The organism is Sphingomonas palmae (assembly GCF_900109565.1).
In the GTDB taxonomy this organism is placed as follows: domain Bacteria; phylum Pseudomonadota; class Alphaproteobacteria; order Sphingomonadales; family Sphingomonadaceae; genus Sphingomonas; species Sphingomonas palmae.
This window is the reverse complement of the sequence record NZ_FNZZ01000006.1, coordinates 107,387-128,657: the sequence shown is the minus strand read 5'-3', so window position 1 is coordinate 128,657 and position 21,271 is coordinate 107,387. Positions and strand designations below refer to the sequence as shown.

Sequence of the window (21,271 nt, the reverse complement as noted above, 5' to 3'; positions counted from 1 at the left end):
GCCTTGGCGAGCGGGCGCGGGCACGGCCGCGGCGATGACCTCTCTTCCTTCCATCGTCGGGTTCGACCTCGACGGCACGCTGGTCGACACCTCGCGCGATCTTGCCGCGGCGGTCAACCACGCGCTCGGCGCCGCGGGACGCCCGACCCTGCCGGTGGCCCGGATCATCACGATGGTCGGCGGCGGCGCGCGCCGCATGCTGGCGCAGGCGCTCGATGCGACCGGTGGATACGACCCGGACGAGCTCGATCGGCTGCACGACGCGCTGCTCGACTATTATGCCGCCAATATCTGCGTCGACTCCACTTCGTATCCGGGTGTCGTCGAAGCGCTCGACGCGCTCGCTGAACGCGGCGTCACGCTCGGGATCGTCACCAACAAGCTGGAGCGGTTCACCCGTCCGCTGCTCGGTCAGCTCGGTCTCGCGCATCGCTTCGCCGCGATCATCGGCGGCGACACGCTGGGCAACGGCATGGCCAAGCCTTCACCAGAGCCGATCCGGACGATGATCGAAGGCTGCGGTGGAGGGCGTGCGGCGTTCGTCGGCGACTCGATCTACGACGTTTCGGCGGCGCACGCCGCCGGCATCCCGGCGCTGGTCTATCGCGGCGGGTTCACGCTCGAAGGCGTCGACCGGCTGGGCGCGGACGGCGTGATCGATCATTACGACCAACTCGTCGCCATGCTGGAGCGGCTATGACCTTTCTGCGCGCGCCTCTTGTCTGGCGCATTTTGCTCATCGCGGCGACGCTGTTCGCCGTCACGATGGCGCTGTTGCCGCACCCGCCCAGTGTCGGCGACATCAACGACAAGTACCAGCACATGACCGCCTTCGGGACGCTGACGATCCTCTACGCGCTGGCTTATCCCGCGACGCCGCTGCTGCGTATCGGTGAGCGGCTGTCGTTCCTCGGCGCGCTGGTCGAGGTGTTCCAGTCGATCCCCGCGCTGCACCGAGATTGCGACGTCATGGACTGGATCGCCGATACGTTCATCATCGTCGTCGTGCTGGGGATCATCGCATTCGCGCGGCGTCGGCGCGGCGTCGCGCCTTGATCAGCAGGTGCCGCGCGAGCAGCAGCGGCGGCATCCGGATCCAGTGCGAGCGGACGTAGAACGCCAGCCGCGTCGCGGGATGGGTCTCTCGCCCCCAGGCGTCGCGCGATAGCAAGCGCCGCTCGTACAGGTGATCGCCCAGGCGCACCCTACGCCATGCCGGAGGCACCGGTGTGTCGAACAGGCGCGCGGCCAGTCGCACGGCACGGGCAACGAAGGGAACTGCCTGATGCTCCGCGGCTCGGGCGTGCAGCTTGAGCCAGAAATCGCCGTCCTCGTCCGTGAACTCGCGCAGGAGCCGATCGATGTCCCACAGGTTGCGTAGCCCGCCGGCCAGGTCGCCGTCGGCAAAGAGGTGAAGCGCGGCGTGGATCACCATGTCGGCCGGCGCGAGGATGCTGAGGCCATTCGCCAGCGGCACCGCCCCCGCGATCAGCGCATCGGCGTCGGGGGTCGGGCGCGAGGTCGGCGGCAGGATCGTGTGGTGAACGTCGATCATCCGGTCGCGGTCGCGGTGGAGCAGCGGCGGCAGCTCGTGCATCCAGCGGCGATAATAATCGTCGTCATAGGCGTCTGGCTTGGCCCAGTCCCAGCCGGCGCTGAGCAACGCCTGCTCGACTGTGGACAGATCGTCGCGGCGTACCAGCAGGTCGAGGTCGCCGATATGGCGCCCCTGCCCCGCCAACAGCCCGCCCGCAACGAACGCGGTTCCCTTCAACAGCACGAGCGGAATATTGAGCGGCGCCAGCACGCGACGCATCATCTCCGCCTCCCACAGCGCCGCACGCCGCTGCTCGGTCGCGTCCTGACGCGCATCGCGCAGGATTTCTGAGACGACCGGCGGCACCGCGGCATGGTCGAGCCGCAAAGCGAGCGTACCGACCAGCTGCTCGGCACGGGCGACGCAGATCACTGCATTCCACGCCGCCGCATCCAGTTCGGTGGCGCGCGCCGGCTCCGCAAGCAGGCGGGCGAGCAGCCGCGCGGAGTTCACAGCCCGCGCCACAGCTCTTCCACCTGCTCGATAGCGGCTTCGCTGTCGGGATAGTCGATCGCGCGCGCCGGTACCTGATCGACCAGTCTGGTCAGCGCGCGAAAGCCGCGCTCCCCCAGCGCGGTATAGTTGGTCGACGCCTGGGTCAGGCGGACGAACGCCTCCGCCGCGCCGACCGATCGCACCTCACGCGCCAGCCCGAAGGTCGGAAACAGCAGCAGCGCCGGATGCGCCGGCTCGTCCATGCGCGCGATCGCGTCGGCGGGTGGCACGAGATGCCGGATATCACCCTTCGGTGTCCCGAGCAGCAATGGGCCGAACCGCGCGTCCGGGCACGCGCGCTCGATTACGCCGATCGCCTGGTTCTTGAGGCTGATCGCCCGCGGAAAAGCGTGCGCCGCGCCATTCTCCGGATCGATCAGCACGAACTCGTCGCCCATGAAGCGCCAACCGCGCGTGCCGAGCAGCGTCGCGAGCGTCGACTTTCCCGACCCCGACTCGCCCGTCATCAACAGCGCGCACCCGTCGCGCTCGACACATGAGGCATGCAGCAGCAGGTGCCGGCGGTGGCCGAGTGCGACCTGCAGGTTCATCGCCATCTCGGCCGCGAGCAGCCCGTGCGCCAGCGGCAGCGGCGCGGTCTCGGGGAGCATGTAATCGCCCTCGATCCTCACCGCCGGACGAACGAGCCGTCGCCACGGCGCCGTCGCGGGCAGGCGAATGGTAAAGTGCGCGATCTCGGGCGTCGGATAATCGGCATAGAGCTCGCGCAGCGCCGCGATCGGCGCGGCAAAGTCGCTGCCGACCCGAAAGCCGATCGGACCGACACGGATCGATGTGACGTGCCTCACGTCACGTGCACCAAGCCGACCGTGACCAGTTCCTCCAGTCGCGCAGTGAGCAGGTCAGCGTCGGCATCCGCGACTTCGAAACGCTCGATCAACGCCCGCAGTAACTCATCGCGGGTCAAGGCACGCTCCGCCAGCAGCTCGAGCAGTTCGGGCGCGGGTGAGGCGAGCAGGTGCGTCATACCCGACGCACGATGATAGAGTGCGTAAAGGTCGTCCAGCGGGTGGATCAGCAGCGCGTCGGCGGGCGGCGCGCGGTAGCGCGTCGCGGACAAGCGACTATTTCCGCAGCATCTGGACCGAGGCGAAGCAGGTGAACCCTGCATTGCCCCGCTGCAGTCGCTGCACGTATTTCAGATAGGCACGGCTGCGATCGTAATCGTAGCCCGGCAGGTTCGATCCACTGGCGAGCGCACGGCGTACGTCCTCGCCTTTCAAGGGCCGCCCCGGCGGCGCATAGGCGCCCGCGGTTCCGGCCGCCACGACCTCACCGTCCTTGTTGATATAGCCGCCCGCGCGCCCGGCGTCGGGCACCGGGATATCGCACATCAGCACCGATCCCGCAGCCTGCGCCAGCGCGGGTCTGATCGACACCACCGAGGCGGCACCGACCGCACCGAGCATCAGCGCGCGGCGTCGCGTCGTACGACCTGCCTGATCGTCGGTGTGGGAGGTAGTGTCGTCGTCCATTGGCCTCTTCTACGCGCCATCGCCCTTCCACATTACTAATGTGGCGGCAAGACAGCGAGGAGCGCGACCTTGCGGGCGTGCCATCCGGGCACGTTAACCATGTCGCATGCACCGCGACCACCTGCCTCTTGCCGCGCGCCGCGAAGCGGCTAGTCAGCAGCGGGTGATCGAAGGCTTCGCGCTCCGCACCTGGCTTGCCGGCACGATCGCGGTCGTCACCGCGGCGATCGTCTTTGCCTATTCGCGCGACGTACAGCTCGCGCTAATCGCGCTGGTCGGCGGGGCGACCGCGACCGTGATCGCGCGCAGCATCGGCGACAACGACCTTGCCGACATCGAAGCAGGTGGCGAGGGTGAGAGCTCGCTGGAACTCGCGCCGGTGCTGGAGGCGATCCTCGATCCCGTCGTCATGGTGCGCGACGGCCGCGTAATCGCCGCGAATGGCCCTGCCCGTCTGCTGCTCGGCCAGCATATCATCGGCGAGGACGTGCGCACCGCGATCCGCCATCCGGCGGCGAGCGATTACCTGACGATGTCACCGGCCGACCGCGGCGACGCGCCGATCGAACTCGTCGGGCTGGGTGCGCAGGACCGGCGCTGGCAGATGCGTGCGACCGAGACGGCGCCGGGCACGCAGATCGTCCACCTGCTCGATCAGACCGGACAGCATGCAGCCGAGCGGATGCGCGTCGATTTCGTCGCCAACGCCAGCCACGAACTGCGCACACCCTTGTCCTCGATCCTCGGCTACGTCGAGACGTTGAGCGACGAGGCCGGAGACGACCCCGCGATCCGCCGCCGCTTCCTCGGCATCGTGTTCGACGAAGCGACCCGCATGGAACGACTCGTCGAGGATCTGATGAGCCTGTCGCGGATCGAGGCGGAAAAGTTTCGGCTGCCGTCCACCACGGTTGATCTCGCGGTACTCGCGATCGAGGTGCACGAGGCGCTGCGCCACAGCCGCGGCGCGCGCGGCGAGGACGTCGTGCTGCGGATCGGCGAGGATGTGCCGCCGGTTGCGGGCGACCGCGTTCAATTGTCGCAACTGCTTCACAATCTGATCGGCAACGCGATGAAATATGGCCGTGCCGGGACACCGGTGACGGTCACGCTGAAGACCGGATCGCGCGACGCAGTGCTGCTGCAGATCGAGGACGAGAGCGAGGGCATCGCGCCGGAGCATCTTCCACGGCTGACTGAGCGGTTCTACCGCGTCGACGCCGGGCGCAGCCGTTCGCTTGGCGGCACGGGGCTAGGCCTTGCGATCGTCAAGCACATCGTCGAGCGGCACCGCGGGCGGCTCGACATCGCCAGCGTGGTCGGCACGGGCACGCGCGTGACGGTGACGCTGCGCGCGGCGGAGCGCTGATCCTCGACCGGTCCGACGCGCTGTCATCAAGCGGTAACGCGAGTGTCACACGGAGCCTGAGCGGGTCGGCGCCGCGGGGGCGCGACTGTCTGTTTAAGGGAATCGATGCGTCGTCTCGTCCTGGCGCTCGCGGCAGTGTTGCCGGTCGCGCTCGGCGCCTGCGTGGATCAGGCGGCCGGCGGCGGTGCGGGCGCGCGCGACCAGATCCGCGTCGTCGGCTCATCGACCGTTTACCCGTTCACGACGCTAGTCGCGGAGCAGTACCTCGCCGCCAATCCCGACGCGCGGCCGCCGGTGATCGAGTCGACGGGCACCGGAGCGGGCATCCGCCTGTTCTGCAGCGGTATCGGCGCTTCCTACCCCGACTTGGTTGACGCATCGCGTCGCATGAAGCGCCGAGAATATGACGAATGCGCCAGCCACGGCGCGGGCGATCTGATGGAGGTGCAGATCGGGATCGACGGGATCGCGCTTGCCGAGGCACGTCGCAGACCGCCGATGCAGCTGACGCCTGCGCTGCTGTTCCGCGCGCTCGCCGCCGCCCCCGGCGGACGACCGAACCGCAGCCGTACCTGGCGCGACCTCGACCCTGCCCTGCCCGCGACGCCGATCCGCGTCTACGGCCCGCCCGCGACGAGCGGAACGCGTGACGCCTTCGCCGAACTGATCCTCGCGCGCGGATGCGAAGCGCTCGACCCGCGGTTGGCGACCATGCGCGAGCGTGACCGACCGGCATTCGATGCGCGCTGCCTGCGCGTGCGCGACGACGGCGCGTTCATCGACGCGGGCGAGAACGACAATCTGATCGTGCAAAAGCTGCGCGCCAACCCCGATGCGCTCGGCATCTTCGGGTACAGTTACCTTGAAGAGAACAGCGATGCGGTGCGCGGCATCGCGATCAGCGGCGTAGCACCGACCTATCAGGCGATCGCCGACGGACGCTATCCCGGTGCGCGACCGCTATACGTCTACGTCAAGCGATCGCACCTGCGTGCGGTACCGGGGCTGCGCCGTTTCCTCGCGCTCTACGCCGCCAACTGGGCCCCGGGCGGGGCCCTCACGCGTCGCGGGCTGATCCCCAGTGCGGCGAGCGTGCGTGCGCGCGCCGCCGACACGATCATGCACGATCGCGCGCTCGACCTGCGTACGCTCGACTGATGTCGCCGCTGACGCTCCTGTTCCTGATCTCCGCTCTGGGACTCGTCGCCTGGGTGATCGCGCGCACCCGCGCGCGCCGTTTTCGCCGCGTCACGCGCCAGCGGTTCAGCTCGCTGCCGCAGCATCACGGCTGGTATGTCGCTTTGTGCACGGTGGTACCCGCGCTCACGTTTCTGCTGATCTGGTATTTCGTCTCCCCTGCGCTCGTGACCGACGCGGTGCTCGCCACGTCGCGCGCTGCCTTGCTGCCCCCGCCCGGCTTCGATCGCGCGGCGATCCTGTCGGAGGCGCGCGAGATCGCCGCCGGACGCGCCTTCGGTGCCTTCACCCCGCTCGGCCAGGCACTCGCCCCCGCCTACGCCGCCGCGCAGGCGCGCTTCGACACGATCGGTACCGTGGTGGCGCTGCTGCTCGCGTTCGCGGGCGGCGCGTGGTCGTTCCTGCGGGTACGCCCCGGCTTCTCCGCGCGCAGCCGGACCGAAGGGCTGATCATGTGGCTGCTGCTCGCCGCGTCGCTGGTGGCGATCGCGACCACGGTCGGGATCGTGCTCAGTCTGGTCGTGGAAAGCGCGCGCTTCTTCCGCATCGTGCCGGTCGCCGACTTCCTGTTCGGCACGCACTGGAGCCCGAGCGTGATCGACCCGCGCGATCCCGGCGCAGCACTCGGCGCCGTTCCGCTGTTCTGGGGCACGTTCTTCATCGGCGCGGTGATCGCGATGGCGGTGGCGGTGCCGCTGGGGCTGATGAGCGCGATCTACCTGACGCAATACGCCACCCCCCGCGCGCGCCGCTGGATGAAGCCGCTGCTGGAGGTGCTCGCGGGCGTACCGACGGTCGTCTATGGCTATTTCGCCGCGCTGACCGTCGCGCCGGTCGTGCGCGAGGCGGGTAGCGCGCTCGGCATCGCTTCTGCCTCGTCGGAGAGCGCGCTCGCGGCCGGACTGGTGATGGGGATCATGATCATCCCGTTCGTGTCGTCGATGGCGGACGACTCGCTCGCGGCCGTTCCCTCCGCGATGCGCGACGGCAGCCTCGCGATGGGGGCGACCAGCGCCGAGACGATCAAGCGCGTGCTCGTGCCCGCCGCACTGCCGGGCGTGATCGGCGGCGTGCTGCTCGCAATCAGCCGCGCGGTAGGCGAGACGATGATCGTTGTCATGGCCGCGTCGGGGACCGCCACGCTGACGCTCAACCCGTTTGCCAGCACCACCACCGTGACCAAGCAGATCGTCGACCTGCTGACCGGCGAAGCCGAGTTCGCCTCCGCCAAGACGCTCGCCGCCTTTGCGCTGGGATTGACGCTGTTCGCCATCACGCTGCTGCTGAACGTCGTCGCGCTGATGGTCGTGCGACGCTACCGCGAGGCGTATGACTGAGACGCTCGTCCCCCAGGCGCCGGTCAGCACGGCCGAGATCGCGCCGCATCGCCCGACCGACTGGCGGAGCCACGCGATGGAGCGACGCATCCGTCGCCGCTACACGGCCGAGCGGCGCTTCCGCCTGCTCGGGCTCGGCGCAGTGGTGGTGTCGGCTGCATGTCTGGCGTTCCTGCTGATCGTGATGATCGCGCAAGGTTATCAGGGCTTCGTCGAGACACGGCTGACGCTGCCGCTCGACCTGCGCGACCTGAGGCTGGAGCGCTCGCCCGAGCGGCTGAAGGGACCCGGCGCCGACCTGGCGCTCGCGGGCGCGGGGCTGGAGCGTGCGGTCGATGCAGCAGCGAACCGGGCCTACGAGGCCGAAGGCGGCGCCGCGCTGCTGTCGGACGGAGCGTGGCTGCGCGTGCGCGATGCGATCAAGCACGACCCGCGGCTGCTCACCCACCCCTTCACGCTCGCGCTTCCCGTCGCGAGCGCGATCGACGTCGCCGCCAAGGGCAACGGCACCCCCGCTGCCGAGCGATCGGTCGCCAAGCTCGGCGCGCATCTGTCTTGTGGCGCGGCGTGGGATTTCTTCACCGGCGCCGATTCGACCGACGCGGCGCGTGCGGGGATTTGGGGAGCGCTCAAGGGATCGTTGCTGACGATGGTCGTCACGCTCGCGCTTGCCTTCCCGGTCGGCGTGCTCTCGGCGATCTACCTGGAGGAATATGCGCCGCGGAACCGCGCCACCGACTTCATCGAAGTGTCGATCAACAATCTCGCCGCGGTCCCGTCGATCGTCTTCGGGCTGTTGGGACTGGCGGTGTTCCTCGGCACGCTCCACCTGCCGCGTTCGGCGCCGTTGGTCGGCGGACTGACCCTCGCCCTCATGACGATGCCGGTCATCGTGATCGCGTCGCGAAACGCGATTCGTGCGGTGCCGCCGTCGATCCGCGATGCCGCACTGGCGGTCGGCGCGTCGCCGATCCAGGTCGTGTCGCACCACGTGCTGCCGCTCGCGGCACCCGGCATCCTGACGGGCACGATCATCGGCATGGCGCGCGCGCTGGGAGAGACCGCGCCGCTGCTGATGATCGGCATGCGCGCCTTCATCGCCGCGCCGCCTGCCGGGTTCACCGACTCGGCAACCGCACTGCCCGTGCAGATCTTCCTGTGGTCGGACCAGGTCAGCCGCGGCTTCGTTGAGAAGACATCGGCGGCGATCCTGGTGCTGCTCGTCTTCCTGGTCGCGATGAACGGCGTCGCGATCTTTCTTCGCAACCGTTTCGAGACGCGCTGGTGATGAGCAACAATCCGCCCAAGATGACCGCCAGCCACGTCGACGTGTCCTACGGCACCAACCACGCGATCCGCGACGTGTCGATCGACGTGTATCGGGAGGATGTCACCGCGTTCATCGGTCCGTCGGGCTGCGGCAAGTCGACCTTTCTGCGCAGCCTGAACCGCATGAACGACACCATCCCGACCGCGCGCGTATCGGGCGACATTCGCCTCGATGGCGAGGATATCTACGCGCGAGAGATGGATGTGGTGCAGCTGCGCGCGCGCGTCGGCATGGTGTTTCAGAAGCCCAATCCATTTCCCAAATCGATTTACGAGAATGTCGCCTACGGTCCCAAGATCCACGGACTGGCGCAATCGAAGGGCGAACTCGACCGCATTGTCGAACGCTCGCTGACGCGTGCGGGATTGTGGAACGAGGTGAAGGATCGATTGTCCGATCCGGGCACCGCGCTGTCGGGCGGGCAGCAGCAGCGGCTGTGCATCGCGCGCGCGATCGCTGTCGATCCCGAAGTCATCCTGATGGACGAACCCTGCTCCGCGCTCGATCCCGTTGCCACCGCGCGGATCGAGGAACTGATCCACGACCTGCGCGGGCGCTACGCGATCGTGATCGTCACGCACAACATGCAGCAGGCCGCGCGCGTCAGCCAGCGCACCGCCTTTTTCCACCTGGGCCAGCTGATCGAATACGGCGACACCTCCGACATCTTCACCAATCCTCGGCAGGAACGGACCAAGGATTACATCACCGGCCGGTACGGCTGAGGGAAACAGCGATGGCAAGCAGCCAGGAACATACGGTCAAGGCGTTCGACCAGGACATTGGGCAGCTGCGCGGGCTGATCTCGCAGATGGGCGGGTTGGCCGAGGCGGCGATCGGCAACGCGATGCTGGCGCTCCAGCGCGGCGACCACGAGCTCGCGGCACAGGTACGTGCCGACGACAAGAAGATCGACGCGATCCAGCACGAGGTCGAGCGCGCGGTGGTGCGCATCATCGCGCTCCGCGCCCCGATGGCGAACGACCTACGCGAGGTGGTCGCCGCGCTGAAGATCGCGACCGTGGTCGAGCGGATCGGCGATTATGCCAAGAACATCGCAAAGCGCGTGCCGCAGATCGAGAGCGAGCACCGGATCGATCCGATCTCCACGCTGCCCGCGATGGCGCGGATGGCGTCGGACATGGTCCGCGACGTCCTCGACGCCTTTGCCGCGCGCGATCCCGACGCCGCGATCGCGATCTGCGAGCGCGACGACGCGCTGGACGATTTCTACGACAGCATCTTTCGCACGCTCGTCACCTATATGGTCGAGAATCCGAAAACGATCAGCCAGTGCGCGCACCTGCTGTTCGTCGCCAAGCACCTGGAGCGGATCGGCGATCACGCGACCAACGTCGCCGAGATGATCCACTTCGCCGCGCACGGCACCCCAATCGCCGAGCGCGACCGGTCGGACGACGTCGCGACCTCCCCTTTCTCGTCAAGGAGCTGACCCAAATGGCACGCGCACGCATGTTGCTGGTCGAGGACGACGCGAGCCTCGCCGAGCTGCTCGTCTGGCATTTCTCACGCGAGAATTTCGACGTGCAGCACACGATCGACGGCGAGGAGGCGCTGCTGCTCGCGCGCGAGACCCCGCCCGACATCGTTTTGCTCGATTGGATGGTCGAGGGCATCTCCGGCATCGAGGTCTGCCGACGCCTGCGCCGCGCCGCCGAGACGCAGAACGTGCCCATCATCATGCTGACCGCGCGCGGTGAGGAGGAGGACCGCGTTCGCGGGCTGGAAACCGGCGCCGACGATTACGTCACCAAGCCGTTCTCCCCACGCGAGCTCGTCGCGCGCGTCGGCGCGGTGCTGCGCCGCGTGCGCCCTGCGCTCGCGGGCGAGGCGCTCAGCTACTCCGATCTCGAGATGGATACGGTCGGTCACAAGGTTCGGCGCGGCGGCGAGGTGATCCCGCTCGGGCCGACCGAATTCCGCCTGCTCAAGCATTTCCTGGAGCATCCCGGCCATGTCTTCTCGCGCGAGCGGCTGCTCGACAGCGTTTGGGGACACGACAGCGACATCGAAAGCCGGACCGTCGACGTCCACATCCGCCGCCTGCGCAAGGCGATCAACGAAGGCGGCCGGCCCGACATCATCCGCACCGTCCGCTCGGCCGGCTACGCGCTCGATGCCGGGCACTGAACGCTGGAAAGTGCCGCTCCGGCGCTGAATCTTGGATCGCATCCGCAACGACGGACCCTTCCTGCCGGTCGCACGTTGGCCAGACCGCGTGTCATTCACACGATTGATTTTCGGCAGGAGAGTTCTGATGAAGTCTATCCTACTTGCAGCCGCCGCGATGATCGCGACCCCGGCCATTGCACAGACGACGACCACCCCGACGGACAGCGGCTCGACCATGCCGCAGGACCAGACCGCGCCGCCAACCGACTCGACCGGCACGACGACGCCGTCCGACCCTGCGATGTCGACTCCGCCGACCGCGTCGGACCCGACGATGTCGTCGCAGAGCATGCCGACGACGCAGTCTTCGTCGATGCCCGCGCCGACGACCGGCGGCGACGGCACGATGGCGACCCCGGCAGGCGGCTACCAGCCGAGCCAGCCCGCTATGAGCGGTCAGATGGCACCGGGCGCGACTGTCCGCTACCAGCAGGCGCAGGACCCGAACACCGCCTATCCGCCGCCGGCACCCAAGGCGAGCTACCCGATCTGCAAGGCCGGCCAGTATGATGGCTGCATGCAGGCGAGCGACGCGCGCGGTTCGCGCAAGGCGACGCGCCGCCGTCGCTGAGACGATGAGCGGGCGGTTGCGCCCGTTTGAATGATGAGTATGGGAAGGCGCTCCAGTTCACACGAAGGAGCGCCTTTTCCATGTCCATCCGTTTCGATGACAAGGTCGCGATCGTCACCGGTGCCGGCGGCGGCTTGGGGCGCGAATACGCGCTCGAACTCGCTCGCCGCGGCGCGAAGGTCGTCGTCAACGACCTCGGCGGCGACCGCAGCGGTACCGGCGCTTCCGACGCCGCGCAGAAGGTCGTCGAGGAAATTGAGGCCGCGGGCGGGCAGGCGATCGCGAATGGCGCCAGCGTCACCGAATACGACCAGATGGTCGCAATGGTCGCCCAGGCCAAGGAGAAGTGGGGCGGCGTCCACATCCTGATCAACAACGCGGGCGTGCTGCGCGACAAGACGTTCGCGAAGATGGAGCCAGCCGACTTCGACTTCGTCGTCAAGGTGCACCTGATCGGTTCCGCCAACGCGACCAAGGCGTGCTGGGAAACATTCCGCGAGCAGAATTACGGCCGCGTGCTGATGACCGCGTCGTCGACGGGTCTGTTCGGCAATTTCGGCCAGTCGAACTACGGCGCGGCGAAGCTAGGCCTCGCGGGTCTGACGAAGACGCTGTACCTCGAAGGCGCGAAGAACAACATCAAGGTCAACACGCTCGCGCCCACGGCGGGAACGCGCATGACGCAGGACATCTTTCCCGAGCAGCTGTTCGACGCCTTCTCGCCCGACAAGGTCGTGCCGGCGGCACTGTTCCTCGTCAGCGAGGATGCCCCGACCAACCAGATCGTAGGCGCGGGCGCGGGCGTGTTCCAGGCGAGCTACGTCACGCTGACTCAGGGTGTGGCGCTGAAGGGCGACGATTTGTCGCCCGAGGGGATCGCGGCGCACTGGGCGCAGATCACCGATCGCACCGGAGAGATCGTGCCCGACTCAGGCTCGGCACAGGCGATGCTGATCGGGAAGAAGCTGCAGGAAGGTTGAAATTTCGCGGGGCGCGTCTGGGAAGGCGCCCCTTGTCATTCCTCAACAAGCTTGAGCAGGCGGCGCTCGACCGGCGCCAGGACCGGGCCGAGCTCGTGACCCCGTTTCACCACCTGCCCCGCCTCGCCGACCAGCGCCCACATACCCTGACGTTGCCTGAGACTCGGCCGCTTCTCGATCCGGAACTCGGGCCGCTCGGTCGCACGGCGAAAGGCCGAGAACGTCGCCGCCTCGCGTCCGAGATCGATTGCGTAATCGCGCCAGTGACCCGCCGCGACCATGCGGCCGTACAGATCGAGGATGCGGGTTAGCTCCTGCCGGTCGAACGCGACCTGCGTCGGTCCGCCCGCCACTTTCGGAAACGGCGTGACGGTACCCATCAGGCGCGGTTACGCCTTTCCTCGCTCTGTTCATCGAGCAGCACGTCGAGCCGCTTGCGCATTGCCTCCAGCTCGCAGCGGAGCAGTTCAACCTTCTGCGTCGCAGGGTCGAACATCTCCGAACACGGCGTGCCGTAGGGCACGAAACGACGCTCGGGCGCCTGTCCGCCCTCCACCATCGTCGGTCGCGCAGGGATCCCGACCATCACCGCACCCTCGGGCACGTCGCGTGTCACGACGGCGTTGGCACCGACCCGAGCACGCTCGCCGACCGTAATCGGCCCAAGCACCTGCGCGCCCGACCCGATGATCGCACCATCGGCGATCGTGGGGTGCCGCTTGCCGCCGACGCCATTGTCGGGGCTGGTCCCGCCCAGCGTGACGCATTGATAGATCGTGACATTGTCGCCGATCACCGCTGTCTCACCGATGACGACGAAGCCGTGATCGATGAAGAAGTTACGCCCGATGGTTGCACCGGGATGAATATCAATCGCCGTGGTCGCGCGCGAAAAATGGTTCACGCAGCGGGCGAGGAAGAACAATCGGGCGCGGAAAAGGCGATGCGCGACCTTGTGCCAGCCGAGCGCCCACACACCCGGATAGGTCAGGATCTCCGCACGGCTTCGCGGTGCCGGATCGCGCGCGCGGATCGAATCGAGGTAAGTAAGAAGAGACATGGTACCGCGCCCCTATACGCGTGAGCGATCCACTTAGGTGCACGTCCTGCCCTTTTCCAGCGCGCGACGACGTGCGATCAAAGCCTAGTTCCACCATAGGATTTCTCGCTCGACCGCTTACGGCGCGTTTGACAAGGAGATCACATGCCTGATCTGACCCTCATCGACACTGGCACGATCCTGCCGTTCATCGCGATCGGATTTGCCGCGCAGCTGGTCGACGGCGCACTCGGCATGGCGTTCGGTGTGATCTGCAACGTGCTGCTGGTCGCAGTCGTCGGCGTCGCGCCGGCACGTGCGTCCGCCAACGTGCATATAGTGGAGACGTTCACGACGGCGGTGTCGGGGATCAGCCACGCGCTACACGGCAACATCGACCGCAAGCTGTTCGTGCGGCTGCTCGTGCCCGGACTGATCGGTGGTGTCACCGGCGCTTACGTGCTGACCAGCGTCGATGGCAGTGTCGTGAAGCCGTTCGTCCTCGCCTACCTCGTCGCGATGGGCATCTACCTGCTCGTCCGCGGCCTCACGTCGATGCCGCGGCATGGTCACGCACGGATCGTCGCGCCGATCGGGCTGGTTGGTGGTTTTCTCGACGCAGTCGGCGGTGGTGGCTGGGGCCCGATGGTGACCTCGAACCTGCTGGTTCAGGGGGTCGAGCCGCGCCGCGTGGTCGGCACGGTCAATTCGGTCGAATTCTTCCTGACGCTCACCGTGTCGGCGGCGTTCATCTATCATCTGGGTTTGAAGGATTTCGCGACGGCCACGCTCGGGCTGCTGATCGGCGGGGTCGCTGCTGCGCCGCTCGGCGCGGTGCTGGCGAAGCGCATCCCAATCCGCACGCTGCTGATCCTCGTCGGGGCGGTCCTGACCATCACCAGCACCTACGGCTTCATCGTCGCGGTGCTGATCTGAACGCTGATGCACGCCAACCACGCACCGGTTGCCTGATCGAACCAATCGTTTATTGCCACGTGATCTGATCGAGTGGAGCGATGAATGTCAGCCACCTATCTGCCGACGCTCAAGCAGCTGCAGTATCTGATCGCGCTCAAGGATCATGGACATTTCGGCCGCGCCGCCGACGCCTGCTTCGTCACGCAGTCGACGCTGTCGGCGGGGCTGCGGGAGCTGGAGACGCTGATCGGCGTGACACTGGTCGAGCGGACACGCCGTGTGGTTCGCTTCACGCCGCTCGGTGATCAGATCGCGACCAAGGCGCGGCGCGTGCTGCGCGAGGCGGAGGAACTGGGCGACATGGCGCGCGCGGCGGGGCGGCCGTTGTCGGGGGAGATGAGGATGAGCGTCATTCCGACGATCGCCCCGTTCATGCTGCCGCGCATCCTGCCGCGGCTTCGCGCCGATTACCCCGAATTGAAGCTTTTCCTGCGCGAGGAACCGAGCGGCCCCGCGTGCGAGGCCTTGGCGAACGGACGCGCCGACTGCGTGCTGCTTGCGCTTCCGTACGCGTGCGGCGATGTGTCGGTCGCGCCGTTGTTCGACGATCGCCTCTTCCTGGCTTTCCCGGAGGGCGAAGTCGCGGCATCGCACGGCGCGATCCAGCCGGCCGATATCGACGAGACGCGGTTGCTGCTGCTGGAGGACGGGCATTGCCTGAAGGACCACGCGCTCGCCGCCTGCAACCGCCCGGAGCTGCGCGCCGAGGCGACGATGCTCGGCACTTCGCTCCACACCGTCGTTCAGATGGTCGACAACGGGCTCGGCGTCACCATGCTACCCAAGATCGCGCTCGATGCGGGCATCCTCGACCACACCCGTGTCGCGGCACGCCCGCTCGACGCCGAGCACCCATCGCGCACACTGGCGCTGGTGTGGCGTCGCGCGTCACCGCGTGAACGCGATTTCCAGCTGCTCGCAGAGGTGCTAAAAACCGCGCATTGATCTCAGCGCCAGCGATCGGCGGCGTGATCGTCGCTGTCGCGCGCCTCGACCCAGCGCCCCTCTCCACCGACAACCTCGCGCTTCCAGAACGGCGCGTCGGTCTTCAACCGATCGATCAGGAAGGCACAAGCCTCGAGCGCCGCGGCGCGGTGGGCCGAGGCGGCGCCGGTGAAGACGATCCGCTCACCCGGCTGCATCGGCCCGACACGGTGGATGATCGACGCGGCCGAAAGCGACCAGCGTTCCACCGCCTCCTCCGCCAATCGGGTCAACGCTGCCTCGGTCGCGCCGGGATAATGTTCGAGTTCCAGCGTCGCGACGCCGTCGTCGGCGCGCACCAGACCAGTGAAGGTCGCGACCGCTCCGCCCTGCTCCAGCGCAATCTGCTCCACCGCCACGTCGATCGCCTCGGTGGTGACGAGCACGCGAATGATCGCCTGATCGCTCATCCGCCCGTCACCGGCGGAAAGATCGCGACCTCGCGCGCGCCGACCACCGATGTATCCAGCGGCACGAACGCCTGGTCGATCGCGGCGCGCAACCGTGCCGGATCGGCAAAGGCGGCGGCATGGCCGTCGCTGCGTGACGAAAGCCAGGCGATCAGGTCGGCAACGGTGGCGATGGTCACGGGCGGATCGACTTCTTCGGCACCCAAGCCGATACGTTCGCGAACCCAGGCAAAGTATAACAATTGCACGCGCTTAATCCATGTGCCTGATACCGACGCGCAGGTAATCCCAGCCGGTGATCAGCGTCAGCGCGGCAGCTCCCCACAGGCACCCGAGCCCCACCGCCTTGATCCACAGCTGCGCCGGCAGCGCACCAGCGAGGATCAACGCGCCGAACGCGACGAGTTGCAGCGTCGTCTTCCATTTGGCGAGCCGCGAGACCGGAAGCGACACTTGCAGTCCCGCCAGGAACTCACGCAGGCCCGATACCGCAATCTCGCGCAGCAGGATGACGAGCGCCGCGATGATGTGGACGCCGGTGATCACCGCGACATCGTCGTGACGCGTGCCGACCAGCATCAGGATGACCGCCGCGACCATGATCTTGTCCGCGATCGGGTCCAGAAAGACGCCCAGCTTAGACACCGTCCCCTGCGCGCGCGCCAGATAGCCGTCGAAGTAATCGGTGACGCCCATCAGGCAGTAGAGCGCGAACGCGATGCCGAACCCCGCCGCCCAGGTCGGCCACCACAGGAACCAGACGAGCAGCGGTACCGCCACGATGCGCGACAGCGTGAGAAGGTTCGGAAGCGACAGCATGGCCCGGCACGCTTGGACCCGGCGCGGGTATGATACAAGGGGTGCGGGTGCACCACCTCTCCCGATTTGGCCGGTGCGATCGGGCCGACACGCGCACAAACGCCATTGGTGCGGGGAGGTTAAGCGGCTATGCCGACGCCAATCCAGCCATTGGACGGGCCTTCTCTCGCGTCATGATCAATGCCCTCGGGCTCCTGAAACGCCGCAATTTCCTGCCGCTGTTCACCACCCAGTTCTTGGGCGCCTTCAACGACAATCTGTTCAAGCAGGCGATGGTCCTGTTCGCGACCTACGCGATCTTCAACGACCCCAAGGTCGAACAGAGCTTCAACGCGTTCGCGACCGCACTGTCGACGCTGCCGTTCCTGCTGTTCTCCGCGCTCGCCGGGCAATTGGCCGATAGTCACGACAAGGCGCGGATCATCCGCATCGTCAAGACTGCCGAGATCGGCATCATGCTGGTCGGCGCCGCCGGTTTGCTGGTCGCGCACACCGCCTGGCAGACGACGGGCGTCGGGCTGATGCTGGGAGCGGTGTTCCTGCTGGGCCTGCATTCGACCTTTTTCGGACCGATCAAATACGCGATCCTGCCGCAGCATCTGGCGCGCGGCGATGTGCTGGGAGGTACCGGGCTCGTCGAGGCGGGTACCTATCTCGCCATCCTGACCGGCACCGTTGTCGCCGGATGGATCACGCCGCACAGCGCCGCGATCGGCGTGCTGATCGTCGCTGCGATCGGCTGGTTTTCCGGGCGTCAGGTCCCGCCCGCACCTCGACTGGGGCCGCCGATCAAGCTCGACCTCAATCCGTTCCGGTCGTCGTGGCAGCTGGTATCCGCGACGCTGCACATCCCGCGACTGTTCCTCGCGATCCTCTCGATCAGCTTCTTCTGGACGATCGGCGCGGTGCTGATCATCATCTTCCCGCCGCTGGTAAAAAACGTGCTGACCACCAGCCAGCAGGTCGCGAGCATCTTCACCGGTACGCTCTCGGTCGGCATCGCGATCGGATCGGTGGTGATCAACACGATGCTGAAGGGCCGCATCTCGGCCAGATACGCGCCGGCGTCGGTGATCGCGATGGGCGTGTTCGTCGTGCTCTTCTCGCTGCTGGTGCGTACCTGGGTGCCGGCACCGGCGGGGCAGCTCTACGATTGGACCGCATTCATTGCGCAGCCGCGCGCGGCGCTGGTGTTGCTCGTGCTGCTTGCAATCGCGGTGACGGGCGGCATGTTCGTCGTGCCGCTCTACGCCTTCCTGACCACCACCGTGGCGGAGGATCAGACCGCGCGAACGGTGGCGGCGAACAACGTCGTCAACTCGGGCGCGATGGTCGTCGGCGCGGGCGTGGTCACCGCCATCAGCATGGCGGGCGTCACCGCCGAGGACCTGCTTTTCGTCGTTGCCGGCATGTGCCTGGTAAGTGCGTGGCTGGCGCAGAAACTGCACCGCGCGTGCGACAACGGCTGCCCGGCAGCGGATTGCGCCGGCTGATCCGGCCTCAGAATATCAGCGTGTAGAAGCAGGTAAAGAAAGCGAAAAAGCTGAGCACGAACAGTTTTACGTCCTGATCGTCGCTGCGCTTCGTTGGTGTCGTGACGGGCGGCGGCAGCGTGCGACGAAAAGGATGGCCGGCGGCTTCGTTGGTGAGAACAAGTCTGCGTTTCATGGTGGTGGTAAACGCGACGTTTACATTTTGGTCGATCAGCGCCGGTGGTTAACGCCCGTGTCGAAACGGGACGTGCCCGAACGGGACAGAGACAAGGAGAGAACGACGTGCCGCTCTACGCCTTCAAGGGACATCGCCCGACCTGCCACCCCACCTCTTGGGTCGCGCCCAGCGCGGACGTGGTCGGTGACGTAACGCTGGGCGAGGATGTCAGCGTGTGGTTTCGTGCGGTCATTCGCGCCGACAACACGCCGATCCCGATCGGCGCGCGCAGCAATGTGCAGGAGGGCGCGATGCTCCACTCCGATCCGGGGTCGCCGCTGACGATCGGCGAGGATGTGACGATCGGCCACCACGCGATCCTGCACGGCTGCACGATCGGGCACCGCGTGCTGATCGGCATGGGCGCGACAGTGCTGAACGGCGCGGTGATCGCGGACGATTGCCTGGTTGGCGCCGGCGCGCTGGTGACCGAGGGCAAGACCTTCCCGCCCGGCAGCCTGATCGTCGGCAGCCCGGCAAAGGCGGTACGGCCGCTCGACGAGCGCGCGATCACGATGCTGAAGGTGTCGGCCGCGCATTACGTCGAGAATGGTCGCGCCGCCGCCGCCCACCTGCGCGAGGTCGAATAGCACGCTGGACAGTCGCGAGCCGGTCTGCATAACCCGACTTATGTCGAAGCCTGCGATCCTATCCCGCCTGCGCCTGCCGATCATCGGCTCGCCGCTGTTCATCATCTCCAGCCCGGAACTGGTGATCGCGCAGTGCAAGGCGGGCATCGTCGGCTCGTTCCCGGCGCTCAATGCACGCCCGGCGACGATGCTCGACGAATGGCTGCACCGCATCACCGAGGAGCTCGCCGCGCACAATCGCGCCAATCCCGACCGGCCCGCCGCCCCCTTCGCGGTCAATCAGATCGTGCACAAGTCGAACGATCGGCTCGAACAGGATTTGGCGGTCTGCGCCAAGTGGCAGGTGCCGATCACGATCACGTCGCTCGGCGCGCGCGCGGAGGTCAACGACGCGGTGCACGGCTGGGGTGGCATCACGCTGCACGACGTGATCGACGACCGCTTCGCACGCAAGGCGATCGAGAAGGGCGCCGACGGGCTGATCGCGGTCGCGGCGGGCGCCGGGGGTCACGCCGGGCGTACTTCGCCCTTCGCGCTGGTGAGCGAGATCAGGCAGTGGTTCGACGGCCCGCTCGCGCTGTCGGGGTCGATCGGCACCGGCGACGCGGTGCTCGCGGCCGAGGCGATGGGCGCCGACTTCGCCTATGCCGGCTCGATCTTCATCGCGACCGAGGAGGCGAACGCCGACGATCGTTACAAGCAGGGGATCGTCGAGGGACGCGCGTCCGACATCGTCTATTCCGACCTGTTCACCGGCGTGCACGGCAACTATCTGCGCGGCTCGATCCAGGCAGCGGGGCTCGACCCCGACAATCTGCCCGCGGGCGACTACAAGACGATGAACTTCGGCGGCGGCGACAATGCGGGCAAGGCGAAGGCATGGCGCGACATCTGGGGTTCGGGTCAGGGCATCGGCGCGGTCGACAAGGTCGAGAGCGTCGCCGCGCGGGTCGACAAGCTGGAGCGCGAATATCGCGCCGCGCGTGAGCGGCTAGGGGTGGCCGAAGCCGCCTGACCGGCCAGCCGCGTTCGGATCAGAACGCGGTCGCGAGCCGATCGAGCATCATGCGCGCGGGGCTGGGACCGGGCAGGCTGCGCTCCTGCGCCGCATCGAGCCGCGCGACGCGGCGATGCAGGTCGACGCTGGCCGCGATCATCCGCTGCGCTTGTTCGGGCAGATCAACGGCGACGAGCGCGTCGGTGTCGGGCGCCTCGCCCAGCCGCCGCGACGGCTCGGTCGCCTGCGCCGCGGACAGCTCACCCGCCAGAACCGCGCGCTGGGTCAACAGCCAGGCGATGACGTGCATCAGCCGCGTCGTCACCTTGAGCGACTCGCAGCTGAACGACACGCGCGTCATCGGCGACAGCATCTCGCGCTCCAGCCGCCCGACCTCGTCGAAATAGCTCCGCGCCTCGTCGGCGAGCAACATCGCCTCGACGTAGATCGAATCGATCAGCCGGCGATGAATACGGTCGTCGGGAAAGCGGTGCAGCATGGTTCAGGGTCGTGCCACAGCGCGGGTGCCGGTGCCACGTCGGCGTGGTCGCGAGTCGCGTGTCGCCAGTGTCATTTCGGGATCAGGCGATGCTGTCGGGCATGAGATAATCTTCCAGCTCGCTGATCTCGTCGCGCAGCCGCAGCTTACGCTTCTTCAGTCGGGCGAGTTGCAGCTGATCGGGAACACCGCCCGCCAGCGCGGCGATCGCGCTGTCGAGGTCGCGGTGCTCGATCCTGAGCAGGTTCAGTCGTGCGAGAATATGCTGTTCGTCCACCCGCTCACGCCCCCTGCCCGCACCGTCTCGCGCCTGCCGTCCCTTATAGCGGCTCCGTGAACGCTTGTGCAGCAAATCGCACGTCGTCGCGCCCGCGTCGCGGCCCGTCGCGACGATGCGATTTGTCACGAGACTTTCACACGAATTGGTGGTTCACTCTTTGGTCTCGTTCAACCACGAAGGAGGATAGAGCGATGCAGACTGCCCATGTGCAGGCACTCGAAGCGAAGCACGCCACACTCGATCAGCGGATCCATGACGAATCGCAGCGGCCAATGCCCGACAACGCCGTGATCGCGGACCTCAAGAAACAGAAGCTGCGACTGAAGGAAGAAATCGTCGCGGCGCATTGATCGCCCGGCCCGGCGGAGCCGATCCGCCGGGCTATACCGCGCGGTTCAGG

Annotated in this window: 29 protein-coding genes; 17 read left to right on the top strand and 12 right to left on the bottom strand. The window is 67.2% G+C overall.

Annotated features, from left to right (window positions below):
- Positions 1 to 34: 34 nt before the first annotated feature.
- A complete protein-coding gene (locus tag BMW51_RS14060) occupies positions 35 to 700 on the top strand; it encodes an HAD-IA family hydrolase (RefSeq protein ID WP_093007525.1) in 666 nt (221 codons plus the stop codon).
- Positions 697 to 1,056 carry a VanZ family protein gene (locus BMW51_RS14055; RefSeq protein ID WP_093007523.1) on the top strand — a complete coding sequence of 120 codons (360 nt, stop codon included), beginning with the start codon at positions 697 to 699 and terminating at the stop codon, positions 1,054 to 1,056. The genes BMW51_RS14060 and BMW51_RS14055 overlap by 4 nt, the downstream gene beginning before the upstream one ends.
- Here BMW51_RS14055 and BMW51_RS14050 read toward each other — a convergent pair.
- From BMW51_RS14050 to BMW51_RS14035, 4 genes are read right to left on the bottom strand one after another with little or no spacing between them, the layout of a single operon-like run.
- Positions 1,016 to 2,062 (bottom strand): nucleotidyltransferase domain-containing protein, encoded by a 1,047-nt coding sequence (locus tag BMW51_RS14050; RefSeq protein WP_093007521.1) that lies wholly within the window; start codon positions 2,060 to 2,062, stop codon positions 1,016 to 1,018. The genes BMW51_RS14055 and BMW51_RS14050 overlap by 41 nt on opposite strands.
- Positions 2,047 to 2,901, bottom strand: coding sequence for an HprK-related kinase A (locus BMW51_RS14045; RefSeq protein ID WP_093007519.1), 855 nt, complete (start codon positions 2,899 to 2,901; stop codon positions 2,047 to 2,049). Before BMW51_RS14045 ends, BMW51_RS14050 begins: the two co-directional genes overlap by 16 nt.
- The gene (locus tag BMW51_RS14040) at positions 2,898 to 3,173 is read right to left on the bottom strand and encodes an HPr-rel-A system PqqD family peptide chaperone (RefSeq protein WP_245708556.1); all 276 of its coding nucleotides are present in this window, start codon (positions 3,171 to 3,173) and stop codon (positions 2,898 to 2,900) included. Before BMW51_RS14040 ends, BMW51_RS14045 begins: the two co-directional genes overlap by 4 nt.
- A gap of 4 nt (positions 3,174 to 3,177) precedes the next feature.
- Positions 3,178 to 3,588, bottom strand: coding sequence for a hypothetical protein (locus tag BMW51_RS14035; RefSeq protein WP_093007515.1), 411 nt, complete (start codon positions 3,586 to 3,588; stop codon positions 3,178 to 3,180).
- A gap of 163 nt (positions 3,589 to 3,751) precedes the next feature.
- Here BMW51_RS14035 and BMW51_RS14030 point away from each other — a divergent pair, with 163 nt between their 5' ends.
- From BMW51_RS14030 to BMW51_RS13990, 9 genes are all read left to right on the top strand, one after another.
- The gene (locus BMW51_RS14030) at positions 3,752 to 4,957 is read left to right on the top strand and encodes a sensor histidine kinase (protein WP_093007700.1); all 1,206 of its coding nucleotides are present in this window, start codon (positions 3,752 to 3,754) and stop codon (positions 4,955 to 4,957) included.
- 105 nt (positions 4,958 to 5,062) lie between these two features.
- Positions 5,063 to 6,115, top strand: a complete 1,053-nt coding sequence (locus tag BMW51_RS14025; protein ID WP_093007513.1) for a substrate-binding domain-containing protein — start codon at positions 5,063 to 5,065, stop codon at positions 6,113 to 6,115.
- A complete protein-coding gene (pstC, locus tag BMW51_RS14020; RefSeq protein WP_093007511.1) occupies positions 6,115 to 7,491 on the top strand; it encodes a phosphate ABC transporter permease subunit PstC in 1,377 nt (458 codons plus the stop codon). Before BMW51_RS14025 ends, pstC begins: the two co-directional genes overlap by 1 nt.
- Positions 7,484 to 8,779, top strand: a complete 1,296-nt coding sequence (gene pstA, locus BMW51_RS14015) for a phosphate ABC transporter permease PstA (protein WP_093007509.1) — start codon at positions 7,484 to 7,486, stop codon at positions 8,777 to 8,779. The genes pstC and pstA overlap by 8 nt, the downstream gene beginning before the upstream one ends.
- Entirely contained in the window at positions 8,779 to 9,546 is a 768-nt protein-coding gene (gene pstB / locus BMW51_RS14010) for a phosphate ABC transporter ATP-binding protein PstB (protein WP_093007507.1), read from the top strand. The genes pstA and pstB overlap by 1 nt, the downstream gene beginning before the upstream one ends.
- Positions 9,547 to 9,557: 11 nt before the next feature.
- Entirely contained in the window at positions 9,558 to 10,274 is a 717-nt protein-coding gene (gene phoU, locus BMW51_RS14005) for a phosphate signaling complex protein PhoU (protein WP_093007505.1), read from the top strand.
- Between the two features lie 5 nt (positions 10,275 to 10,279).
- Positions 10,280 to 10,972, top strand: coding sequence for a phosphate regulon transcriptional regulator PhoB (gene phoB, locus BMW51_RS14000; protein ID WP_093007503.1), 693 nt, complete (start codon positions 10,280 to 10,282; stop codon positions 10,970 to 10,972).
- A gap of 127 nt (positions 10,973 to 11,099) precedes the next feature.
- Positions 11,100 to 11,585 (top strand): RodZ family helix-turn-helix domain-containing protein, encoded by a 486-nt coding sequence (locus tag BMW51_RS13995; RefSeq protein WP_093007501.1) that lies wholly within the window; start codon positions 11,100 to 11,102, stop codon positions 11,583 to 11,585.
- Positions 11,586 to 11,665: 80 nt separating this feature from the next.
- Entirely contained in the window at positions 11,666 to 12,565 is a 900-nt protein-coding gene (locus tag BMW51_RS13990; protein ID WP_093007499.1) for an SDR family NAD(P)-dependent oxidoreductase, read from the top strand.
- 35 nt (positions 12,566 to 12,600) lie between these two features.
- Here BMW51_RS13990 and BMW51_RS13985 read toward each other — a convergent pair whose 3' ends face one another.
- Positions 12,601 to 12,945: a DUF2794 domain-containing protein gene (locus tag BMW51_RS13985; protein ID WP_093007497.1), complete on the bottom strand. Its 345-nt coding sequence runs from the start codon at positions 12,943 to 12,945 to the stop codon at positions 12,601 to 12,603.
- On the bottom strand, positions 12,945 to 13,625 hold the full coding sequence (gene epsC / locus BMW51_RS13980; RefSeq protein WP_093007495.1) for a serine O-acetyltransferase EpsC: 681 nt from the start codon (positions 13,623 to 13,625) through the stop codon (positions 12,945 to 12,947). The genes BMW51_RS13985 and epsC overlap by 1 nt, the downstream gene beginning before the upstream one ends.
- A 144-nt stretch (positions 13,626 to 13,769) precedes the next feature.
- Between epsC and BMW51_RS13975 the strand changes: the two genes are divergently transcribed.
- Both BMW51_RS13975 and BMW51_RS13970 read left to right on the top strand, forming a co-directional pair.
- Positions 13,770 to 14,540, top strand: a complete 771-nt coding sequence (locus tag BMW51_RS13975; RefSeq protein WP_093007493.1) for a sulfite exporter TauE/SafE family protein — start codon at positions 13,770 to 13,772, stop codon at positions 14,538 to 14,540.
- Positions 14,541 to 14,624: 84 nt separating this feature from the next.
- Positions 14,625 to 15,527, top strand: a complete 903-nt coding sequence (locus tag BMW51_RS13970; RefSeq protein WP_093007491.1) for a hydrogen peroxide-inducible genes activator — start codon at positions 14,625 to 14,627, stop codon at positions 15,525 to 15,527.
- Between the two features lie 2 nt (positions 15,528 to 15,529).
- On the opposite strand, the gene BMW51_RS13965 is transcribed toward BMW51_RS13970, so the two are convergent.
- The 3 genes from BMW51_RS13965 to pgsA are packed head-to-tail and all read right to left on the bottom strand — an operon-like array spanning position 15,530 to position 16,795.
- Positions 15,530 to 15,961, bottom strand: a complete 432-nt coding sequence (locus BMW51_RS13965; RefSeq protein WP_093007698.1) for a molybdenum cofactor biosynthesis protein MoaE — start codon at positions 15,959 to 15,961, stop codon at positions 15,530 to 15,532.
- Positions 15,962 to 15,972: 11 nt separating this feature from the next.
- Positions 15,973 to 16,224 (bottom strand): molybdopterin converting factor subunit 1, encoded by a 252-nt coding sequence (gene moaD, locus BMW51_RS13960; protein WP_093007489.1) that lies wholly within the window; start codon positions 16,222 to 16,224, stop codon positions 15,973 to 15,975.
- A 4-nt stretch (positions 16,225 to 16,228) separates the two neighbouring features.
- Positions 16,229 to 16,795, bottom strand: a complete 567-nt coding sequence (pgsA, locus tag BMW51_RS13955; RefSeq protein ID WP_093007487.1) for a CDP-diacylglycerol--glycerol-3-phosphate 3-phosphatidyltransferase — start codon at positions 16,793 to 16,795, stop codon at positions 16,229 to 16,231.
- Between the two features lie 173 nt (positions 16,796 to 16,968).
- Between pgsA and BMW51_RS13950 the strand changes: the two genes are divergently transcribed.
- Positions 16,969 to 18,288 carry an MFS transporter gene (locus BMW51_RS13950; RefSeq protein ID WP_093007485.1) on the top strand — a complete coding sequence of 440 codons (1,320 nt, stop codon included), beginning with the start codon at positions 16,969 to 16,971 and terminating at the stop codon, positions 18,286 to 18,288.
- 7 nt (positions 18,289 to 18,295) lie between these two features.
- Here BMW51_RS13950 and BMW51_RS16145 read toward each other — a convergent pair whose 3' ends face one another.
- The gene (locus BMW51_RS16145) at positions 18,296 to 18,463 is read right to left on the bottom strand and encodes a hypothetical protein (protein ID WP_177171686.1); all 168 of its coding nucleotides are present in this window, start codon (positions 18,461 to 18,463) and stop codon (positions 18,296 to 18,298) included.
- Between the two features lie 107 nt (positions 18,464 to 18,570).
- On the opposite strand from BMW51_RS16145, the gene BMW51_RS16380 reads away from it, so the two are divergent.
- Both BMW51_RS16380 and BMW51_RS13940 read left to right on the top strand, forming a co-directional pair.
- Complete coding sequence (locus BMW51_RS16380) at positions 18,571 to 19,095, top strand: gamma carbonic anhydrase family protein (RefSeq protein WP_093007483.1); 525 nt, start codon at positions 18,571 to 18,573, stop codon at positions 19,093 to 19,095.
- Positions 19,096 to 19,135: 40 nt separating this feature from the next.
- Positions 19,136 to 20,110: an NAD(P)H-dependent flavin oxidoreductase gene (locus BMW51_RS13940; RefSeq protein ID WP_093007481.1), complete on the top strand. Its 975-nt coding sequence runs from the start codon at positions 19,136 to 19,138 to the stop codon at positions 20,108 to 20,110.
- A 19-nt stretch (positions 20,111 to 20,129) separates the two neighbouring features.
- Here BMW51_RS13940 and BMW51_RS13935 read toward each other — a convergent pair whose 3' ends face one another.
- Both BMW51_RS13935 and BMW51_RS13930 read right to left on the bottom strand, forming a co-directional pair.
- The gene (locus tag BMW51_RS13935; protein ID WP_093007479.1) at positions 20,130 to 20,591 is read right to left on the bottom strand and encodes a DUF1465 family protein; all 462 of its coding nucleotides are present in this window, start codon (positions 20,589 to 20,591) and stop codon (positions 20,130 to 20,132) included.
- An 82-nt stretch (positions 20,592 to 20,673) separates the two neighbouring features.
- The gene (locus BMW51_RS13930) at positions 20,674 to 20,868 is read right to left on the bottom strand and encodes a YdcH family protein (RefSeq protein ID WP_019515102.1); all 195 of its coding nucleotides are present in this window, start codon (positions 20,866 to 20,868) and stop codon (positions 20,674 to 20,676) included.
- 194 nt (positions 20,869 to 21,062) lie between these two features.
- Here BMW51_RS13930 and BMW51_RS13925 point away from each other — a divergent pair, with 194 nt between their 5' ends.
- Complete coding sequence (locus BMW51_RS13925) at positions 21,063 to 21,221, top strand: YdcH family protein (RefSeq protein WP_093007477.1); 159 nt, start codon at positions 21,063 to 21,065, stop codon at positions 21,219 to 21,221.
- Positions 21,222 to 21,271: the final 50 nt, after the last annotated feature.